Annotated in this window: 2 protein-coding genes; both read left to right on the top strand. The window is 62.3% G+C overall.

Features of this window, described 5'->3' with window-relative positions; translation table 11 throughout:
* The coding region (locus D6877_RS20880) for an aconitase family protein (protein ID WP_241662932.1) at positions 1 to 1,092 on the top strand (1,092 nt) is incomplete at its 5' end.
* Between the two features lie 52 nt (positions 1,093 to 1,144).
* On the top strand, positions 1,145 to 2,022 hold an 878-nt coding region (gene prpF, locus D6877_RS20875; RefSeq protein ID WP_130911980.1), incomplete at its 3' end, for a 2-methylaconitate cis-trans isomerase PrpF.

The following is a 2,022-nucleotide window of genomic DNA, read 5'->3' as shown; positions in this document are numbered from 1 at the left end:
TCCGGCAACCGCAACTTCGACGGCCGCATTCACCCGTACGCCAAACAGGCATTCCTCGCCTCGCCGCCACTGGTGGTTGCTTATGCGATCGCCGGGACCATCCGCTTCGATATCGAGAAAGATGTGCTGGGCGTGGTCGATGGTCGGGAAATCCGCCTGAAAGACATCTGGCCGAGCGACGAAGAAATCGATGCGGTGGTGAAGTCGTCGGTCAAGCCTGAGCAGTTCCGTCAGGTCTACATTCCGATGTTCGCCGTGCATGAAGACACCGGGCCGAAAGTCGCGCCGCTGTACGACTGGCGCGAGATGAGCACCTACATCCGCCGTCCGCCGTACTGGGAAGGCGCACTGGCCGGCGCCCGTCCGCTGAAGGGCATGCGCCCGCTGGCGGTGCTGCCGGACAACATCACCACTGATCACCTGTCGCCATCGAACGCGATCATGCTCGACAGCGCCGCCGGCGAATACCTGGCAAAAATGGGCCTGCCGGAAGAGGACTTCAACTCCTACGCCACCCACCGTGGCGACCACTTGACGGCCCAGCGCGCAACGTTCGCCAATCCGAAGCTGTTCAACGAAATGGTCGTGGAAAACGGCAAGGTCAAGCAGGGTTCGCTGGCGCGCGTCGAGCCGGAAGGCCAGGTCATGCGCATGTGGGAAGCCATCGAAACCTACATGCAGCGCAAGCAGCCGCTGATCATCATCGCTGGCGCTGACTACGGTCAGGGTTCGTCCCGCGACTGGGCGGCGAAAGGCGTGCGCCTGGCCGGCGTCGAGGCGATTGCCGCTGAAGGTTTCGAGCGCATTCACCGCACCAACCTGGTGGGCATGGGCGTGTTGCCGCTGGAATTCAAACCCGGCACCAACCGCCACACCCTGGCCATCGACGGCAGCGAAACCTACGACGTGATCGGCGAACGCAAACCCCGCGCGGATCTGACGCTGGTGATCAATCGCAAGAACGGCGAGCGCGTCGAAGTGCCGGTGACCTGCCGTCTCGATACCGCTGAAGAAGTGTCGATCTACGAGGCCGGCGGCGTGTTGCAGCGCTTCGCACAGGATTTCCTCGAAGGATCGGCGGTAGCCGTTTAAACCAACGTGTGGGCATGGGATTTCAAGTCCCATGCCTTCGGTAAGGAGCACCATGGCTCACGCACCACAAATAAAAATCCCCGCCACTTACATGCGCGGCGGCACCAGCAAAGGCGTGTTCTTCAGCCTCACCGATCTGCCCGAAGTCGCGCAGGTGCCCGGTCCGGCGCGCGATGCGTTGCTGCTACGGGTGATCGGCAGCCCCGACCCTTACGACAAGCAGATCGACGGCATGGGTGGCGCGACGTCCAGCACCAGCAAAACCGTGATCCTGTCGAAAAGCACCCGCGCCGATCACGACGTCGATTACCTGTTCGGCCAGGTGTCGATCGACAAGCCGTTCGTCGACTGGAGCGGCAACTGCGGCAATCTCTCGGCAGCGGTCGGTTCGTTCGCCATCAGCAACGGTCTGGTCGACGCTGATCGCATCCCGCACAACGGCGTGGCGGTGGTGCGCGTGTGGCAGGCCAACATTGGCAAGACCATCATTGCCCACGTGCCGATCACCAACGGCGAAGTGCAGGAAACCGGTGATTTCGAACTCGACGGCGTGACCTTTCCAGCGGCCGAAGTGCAGGTCGAATTCATGGATCCGGCGGCGGAAGAAGAGGGCGGTGGTGGCTCGATGTTCCCCACCGGCAATCTGGTCGATGAGCTGGAAGTGCCGGGTGTCGGCACGTTCAAGGCGACCATGATCAACGCCGGGATCCCGACGATTTTCGTCAACGCCGAAGACATCGGCTACACCGGCACCGAACTGCAAGGTGCGATCAACGGCGATCCGCAAGCGCTGCTGATGTTCGAGACGATTCGTGCCTACGGTGCGTTGCGCATGGGCCTGATCGCCAATCTGGAAGAAGCCGCCAAGCGGCAGCACACGCCGAAAGTGGCGTTTGTCGCCAAGCCTGCGGATTACGTGGCGTCGAGTGG

The sequence above is a fragment of the Pseudomonas sp. Sample_9 genome (genome assembly GCF_004307535.1).
Taxonomy (GTDB): domain Bacteria; phylum Pseudomonadota; class Gammaproteobacteria; order Pseudomonadales; family Pseudomonadaceae; genus Aquipseudomonas; species Aquipseudomonas mercuritolerans.
This window is presented reverse-complemented; position numbering and strand designations above follow the sequence as displayed.